General features: G+C 72.0%; 6 protein-coding genes. All 6 read left to right on the plus strand.

Annotated features, from left to right (window positions below):
• Positions 1-208: 208 nt before the first annotated feature.
• The 6 genes from ESO86_RS09665 (at position 209) to ESO86_RS09690 (ending at position 6,163) form a co-directional block, all read left to right on the plus strand.
• Positions 209-1,057, plus strand: coding sequence for a thymidylate synthase (locus ESO86_RS09665; RefSeq protein WP_129234709.1), 849 nt, complete (start codon positions 209-211; stop codon positions 1,055-1,057).
• Positions 1,054-1,581: a dihydrofolate reductase gene (locus ESO86_RS09670; RefSeq protein ID WP_129234710.1), complete on the plus strand. Its 528-nt coding sequence runs from the start codon at positions 1,054-1,056 to the stop codon at positions 1,579-1,581. Before ESO86_RS09665 ends, ESO86_RS09670 begins: the two co-directional genes overlap by 4 nt.
• 199 nt (positions 1,582-1,780) lie before the next feature.
• Positions 1,781-2,683, plus strand: a complete 903-nt coding sequence (locus ESO86_RS09675) for an endonuclease domain-containing protein (RefSeq protein ID WP_242492303.1) — start codon at positions 1,781-1,783, stop codon at positions 2,681-2,683.
• Between the two features lie 137 nt (positions 2,684-2,820).
• The gene (gene dapA / locus ESO86_RS09680) at positions 2,821-3,795 is read left to right on the plus strand and encodes a 4-hydroxy-tetrahydrodipicolinate synthase (RefSeq protein ID WP_129234711.1); all 975 of its coding nucleotides are present in this window, start codon (positions 2,821-2,823) and stop codon (positions 3,793-3,795) included.
• Between the two features lie 130 nt (positions 3,796-3,925).
• Complete coding sequence (locus ESO86_RS09685) at positions 3,926-5,602, plus strand: ribonuclease J (protein WP_129234712.1); 1,677 nt, start codon at positions 3,926-3,928, stop codon at positions 5,600-5,602.
• Positions 5,603-5,671: 69 nt separating this feature from the next.
• Positions 5,672-6,163, plus strand: coding sequence for a GNAT family N-acetyltransferase (locus ESO86_RS09690; RefSeq protein WP_129234713.1), 492 nt, complete (start codon positions 5,672-5,674; stop codon positions 6,161-6,163).
• Positions 6,164-6,371 lie beyond the last annotated feature (208 nt).

Raw genomic sequence — 6,371 nt, forward strand, 5'->3', positions numbered from 1 at the left:
GTCGACGCGCCCAGCGAGGTGCTGGACGCGCCCCTCGCGCGCCCGCCAGGCGAGTCCGACCACGAGCGCGACCGCGGGCAGCGCGAGGCCGACGACGAGGGCGGGCGCGAGGTCCATCCCCGCAGGCTACGTTCGTCGCACCGATGCGGTCACGCCGTGTGACGCCGGGTGACGCCCGAACGGGCCGCGCGACATCCGCCCGCCTGTCATGACTGCGGCGTCGGCCGGGCGGCGTAGCCTTGACGCCGTGGCCAGCGCGATCCCGACCCCGTACGAAGAACTCCTCCGCGACGTGCTCGAGCACGGCACGCCGAAGTCCGACCGGACCGGCACCGGGACACGCAGCGTGTTCGGCCGGCAGATCCGGTTCGACCTGTCCCGGGGGTTCCCGCTCGTCACGACCAAGCGCGTGCACTTCAAGTCGATCGCCTACGAGTTGCTCTGGTTCCTGCGCGGCGAGTCGAACGTGCGGTGGCTGCAGGAGCACGGCGTCAGCATCTGGGACGAGTGGGCGGATGCCTCGGGCGAGCTCGGCCCCGTCTACGGGGTGCAGTGGCGCAGCTGGCCGACGCCCTCGGGCGACCAGGTCGACCAGGTCGCGCAGGTCATCGAGCAGATCCGCACGAACCCCGATTCGCGTCGCCACATCGTCTCGGCGTGGAACCCGGCCGACATCCCCGACATGGCGCTCGCGCCGTGCCACGCGCTGTTCCAGTTCCACGTCGCCGACGGGCGCCTCTCGTGCCAGCTCTACCAGCGCAGCGCCGACCTCTTCCTCGGCGTGCCGTTCAACATCGCCTCGTACGCGCTGCTGACGCACATGATCGCCCAGCAGACCGGCCTGGAGGTCGGCGACTTCGTGTGGACGGGCGGCGACTGCCACATCTACGACAACCACGTCGAGCAGGTGCGACTCCAGCTCGAGCGCGAGCCGTTCCCGTACCCGACGCTGCACATCGCGCGCCGCCCCGACTCGATCGACGACTACCGGTTCGAGGACTTCGAGGTCGTCGGCTACGAGCACCACCCCGCGATCCGCGCGGCCGTCGCCGTATGAGCGACGGGTTCGACGACGACGTCGCGCCGCGGATCGGGCTGATCTGGGCGGAGGCGCGCGGGGGAGTCATCGGGGCCGGCGGCGGCATGCCCTGGCACGTCCCCGAAGACCTGGCGCACTTCAAGCGGACCACGCACGGCGCCCCGGTCGTCATGGGCCGCCGCACCTGGGACTCGCTGCCCGGGCGGTTCCGACCGCTGCCGGGTCGGGCGAACATCGTGGTGACCCGGCAGGCCGACTGGCACGCCGACGGGGCGGTCCGCGCGGCGTCGGTCGACGAGGCGCTCGCGCTCGCGGCATCCGACGCCGACGATCGCATCTGGGTGATCGGCGGCGCAGAGCTCTTCGCGCGCACGATCGACCTCGCCGACCGGCTCGTGGTGACCGAGCTCGACCTCGAGGTCGACGGCGACACGTTCGCGCCCGACCGGTCGGGCTGGCGCATCGTCGTCGCCGATCCGGCCCACGGATGGCACGACTCGCGCTCCGGCATCCGCCACCGCTTCCTCACCCTCGCGCGCTGACCCTCCCCGGCCGCGCGGCCGCAGCTGCTCGTCGTGGAGGAGTTCTCGGGCGACGCGCCGCGCCGGATCGGCGTGTCGGCCCGGATCTCCGTCATCTCGCACGACCGGCTCCTCCTCCACAGCGGCGGAGTCCGCGACCGTGCGTCACGTCGGTCGCCGTCCGAGCCTCGCGTCCACGAGCGAGGAGCAGGCTCGGCGCGTGATCGATCCCCACCTGCTGCACCGTGCGTGCGCCGACCTCGGTGAGGTCGCCCGCGTGCGCGACGTGCTCCGTCACGCCGACGCCACTCGCCGCGACCTCGAGCGTGCCGTGCGTGCCGGCGCGCTCGTGAGGCTCAGGCCCGGCTGGGTGGCCGCCCCCGAGGCCGGTGCGTCGATCGCGACCGCGGTGCGACACGGTGGCGCGCTCGGCTGCGTGTCGCGCCTGCAGCTCGAGGGGCTGTGGCTGCTCGGCGATCACGCCCGGGTCCACGTCGCCTTGCGCCCGAACGGTCGCGGCCGCTCGCACTCCGCGTGCACCTGCGTCGCGCACTGGAACGACGTTCCGCACGCGTCGGGCCGGGTGCCGGTCATCGCCGCCCTGGTCCAGGTGCTCGGATGCCTCGGGACGGAGGAGTTCTTCGTCGCCCTCGAGTCCGCGATGCGCACGCGGCTCATCACGCGGGCCGGGCTCGCATCGGTCCGGGCGCGGCTCCCGCTCGACCGGCGTTGGCGGGCGGACTTCGCGCGGTGGAACGCCGACAGCGGGCTCGAGTCGCTCCTGCGTCTGAGGCTCAGGGGCCTCGGCATCGACCTGGCGTCGCAGGTCCCCGTTCCGGGCGTCGGCACGGTCGACTTCGTGCTCGGCGACCGGCTCATCCTGGAGGTGGACGGGAAGCGGAACCACGACGGAGCCTCGATGCGCCACAAGGACCTGGTGCGTGATGCCGTCGCGGCCGCGCATGGATTCGACACGCTCCGGTTCGACTACGCGATGGTGGTGCACGAGTGGGAGCTCGTTGAGGCGGCCATCCTCTCGAAGCTGGATCGCAGCCTGCATCTCACCCGCCGCCGACCCCCGGGCACCCCGGTCGCGCTGCAGGGTGAAGGAGATCCGCAGTGACGCGCCGTTCGCGTCCGGCGCGTCGCCGGGATCCTCCTTCGGAATGCACATGCGCGGACGAGGCGCTGGAGCGGCGGCGACGGAGCACGCGCGACACGGGGCACCCCGGCGAGGCGCGAGCCGATAGCCTGTAGGGCGTGAGTGCAGTCAATCCCTTCGGTCAGGTGCTCGTCGCGCTCGTCACGCCGATGACGGCGGACGGCGAGGTCGATTGGCCGGCGGTGGAGAAGCACATCGACGACGTCATCTCCGCGGGCGCCGACGGCATCGTCGTGACCGGCACCACGGGTGAGACCTCGACCCTCACCGACCCGGAGAAGATCCGCCTCGTCGAGGTCGGCAAGGACGTCGCTGCCGGCCGCGCGAAGATCATCACGGGCGGCGGGTCGAACGAGACCGCCCACGCGATCGAGCTCTACAAGCACAGCGAGCAGGCGGGCGCCGACGGCATCATGATCGTCACGCCCTACTACAACAAGCCCACGCAGGCGGGCATCCTCACGCACTTCCGCCTGGTCGCCGACGCCACCGACCTGCCCGTGATCCTCTACGACATCCCCGGCCGCACGGGCGTGCCGATCAAGTACGAGACGATCCTGCGGCTCGCCAAGCACCCGAACATCCTCGCGATCAAGGACGCCAAGGGCGACTTCAGCGAGGTCAGCCGGGTGCTGAACCAGACCGACCTCATGTACTTCTCGGGCGACGACGCCAACGTGCTCCCGCACCTTTCGATCGGCGCGACGGGCCTCATCGGCGTCACGGCGAACATCGCCCCGGCTCCGTACCGCGCCATCGTCGACGCCGTGAACCGCGGCGACCTGAAGGCAGCGACCGCCGAGCACCGGCGGCTCGAGCCGCTCGTGCGGGCCGTCATGACGCACGTGCCCGGCACGGTCGCCGCGAAGTACATCCTCCACGGCCTCGGCCGCATCGGCAGCCCGCGCGTGCGCCTGCCGCTCGTCGGCCCCGAGGAGTGGGAGGCCGCGCTCATCGAGGACGAGATCGACCTCGTGCAGGGCATCCCCGGCGTCGACTTCCGCAACTTCCGCCCCGACCGCAACGCCGCCGCCGGCGGCGCGCTGCCCAAGGTGGCCGGCACGACGCGCTGACGGGCCGCGGATGCCGCGTCGAGCCGTTGCGCGCACGAGCCACGAGGCATCCGACCGGGACGATCCCGAACGAGACATCCGCGACCGAGGGGGTCGCACCGAACTGAACACCGGAACGTGAGGAGGGCACATGCCCGACGAGATCATCGACCCCGAGCCGCTCGAACCGGGCACGCTGCGGGTCATCCCCATCGGCGGCCTCGGCGAGGTCGGCCGCAACATGACGTGCTTCGAGATCGACGGCAAGCTGCTGATCGTCGACTGCGGCGTGCTGTTCCCCGAGGAGCACCAGCCCGGCGTCGACCTGATCCTGCCCGACTTCGGCTTCCTCCGGGAGCGCCTCGACGACGTCGTCGCCGTCGTGCTCACGCACGGCCACGAGGACCACATCGGCGCCGTGCCCTACCTCCTGAAGCTGCGCGCCGACATCCCGCTCGTGGGCTCGCAGCTCACGCTCGCACTCGTCGAGGCGAAGCTCAAGGAGCACCGCATCGCGCCCTACAGCCTCACCGTGAAGGAGGGGCAGACCGAGCGGCTCGGCCCGTTCGACCTCGAGTTCGTAGCGGTGAACCACTCGATCCCCGACGCGCTCGCGGTCGCCATCCGGACGGACGCGGGCACGGTGCTCGCCACGGGCGACTTCAAGATGGACCAGCTCCCGCTCGACGGCCGCCTGACCGACCTGCGCGAGTTCGCGCGGCTCGGCAAGGAGGGCGTCGACCTCTTCATGGTCGACTCGACCAACGCCGACGTGCCGGGCTTCACGCCGCTCGAGCGCTCGATCGGGCCCGTGCTCGACGAGGTCATCGCGCGGTCGCCGCGCCGGGTCATCGTCGCGAGCTTCTCGAGCCACGTGCACCGCGTCCAGCAGGTCCTGCACGCGGCGCACCAGAACGGGCGCCGTGTGGCGCTCCTCGGCCGCAGCATGGTGCGCAACATGACCATCGCGGCCGACCTCGGCTACCTCGACGTCCCCGAGGGCGTGCTCGTCGACTTCAAGAAGGCCGGCGACATCCCCGACGACGAGATCGTCTACATGTCGACCGGGTCGCAGGGCGAGCCCATGGCGGTGCTGAGCCGCATGGCGAACCGCGACCACCAGATCGAGATCGGCGAGGGCGACACCGTGATCCTCGCGTCGAGCCTGATCCCGGGCAACGAGAACGCGGTGTACCGCGTGATCGACGGCCTCACGAAGCTCGGTGCGAACGTCGTGCACAAGGGCAACGCGAAGGTCCACGTCTCGGGCCACGCCGCCGCGGGCGAGCTGCTCTACTGCTACAACATCCTGCAGCCGCGCAACGTGGTGCCGATCCACGGCGAGTACCGCCACCTGGTCGCCAATGCCCGCCTCGCGCGCGACACGGGCATCCCGGCCGAGCGGACGTTCATCGCCGAGAACGGCACCGTGCTCGACCTGCGCGACGGCGAGGTGCGCGTCGCCGGCCAGCTCGACCTCGGCTTCGTGTACGTCGACGGCTCGACGGTGGGCGAGATCACCGACGCCGACCTGAAGGACCGCCGGATCCTCGGCGAGGAGGGGTTCATCTCGGTGATCGTCGTCGTGGATGCCTCCACGGGCCGCGTCATCGTCGGCCCCGAGATCCACGCGCGCGGCTTCGCCGAGGACGACGCGGTGTTCGAGGACGTCAAGCCGAAGATCGTGGCGGCCCTCGCGGACGCCGCGCAGCACGGCGTGCGCGACCCGCACGCGCTGCAGCAGACGGTGCGCCGCACGGTGGGCAGCTGGGTGAACCGGCGCCTGCGCCGTCGCCCGATGCTGGTGCCGCTCGTGATCGAGGCGTAGGTCCGAACGGATGCCGCGGCATCCGTATCGCGAAACACCCGCGTAACAGCGCCCGCGTACGCTCCGTGCATGGTGGGCTTCTCCATCCGGCCGGCGGGTCCCGCGGACGGCGGCTTCCTCGCCGACATGCTCGTCGAGGCGGCGAACTGGCGCGCCGGGGCGACGCGACCGCGGCACGTCGTGCTGGGTGATGCGAGCCACGCGGCCTACGTCGCCGGGTGGCAGAGACCCGCCGATCGCGGCGTCGTCGCGGTCGATCCCGAGGGGCGGCCGGTCGGAGCGGCGTGGTACCGGCTCTTCGGTGCGGACCGTCCGTCGCAGGGCTTCGTGGCGACCGGCGTGCCCGAGCTCATCATCGGCGTGCGCCCGCTCTGGCGCGCCCAGGGCGTCGGCCGGGGACTGCTCCGTGCGCTCACCGAGGATGCCCGATCGGGCGGCTACGCCAGGCTCGCGCTGTCGGTCGAGCACGGCAACTTCGCGCACGAGCTCTACCGCTCGGAGGGATTCGCCGTGATCGCCTCGGCGAACGGCCGGGACACCATGGTCCGTCGGCTGCGCTGACGCCGGGCGCGCATGCGTCGCGGCGTCGACTGCCCGACACTCGACCGGCCTGCGCGCCTGCGTCGTCGGCGGGCCGTAACGTGGAACGCATGGCTACGAGCACCAGGTCGAACGGTCGCGCCTCCGGCGCGTCCGGGCGCGGCTCGTCGACGCGGACCGCGCCCACGAAGAAGCTGCCGGCGCAGCGCACGTCGACGCGCGCGGCGCG

This window comes from Agromyces binzhouensis, assembly GCF_004135055.1.
GTDB lineage: Bacteria > Actinomycetota > Actinomycetes > Actinomycetales > Microbacteriaceae > Agromyces > Agromyces binzhouensis.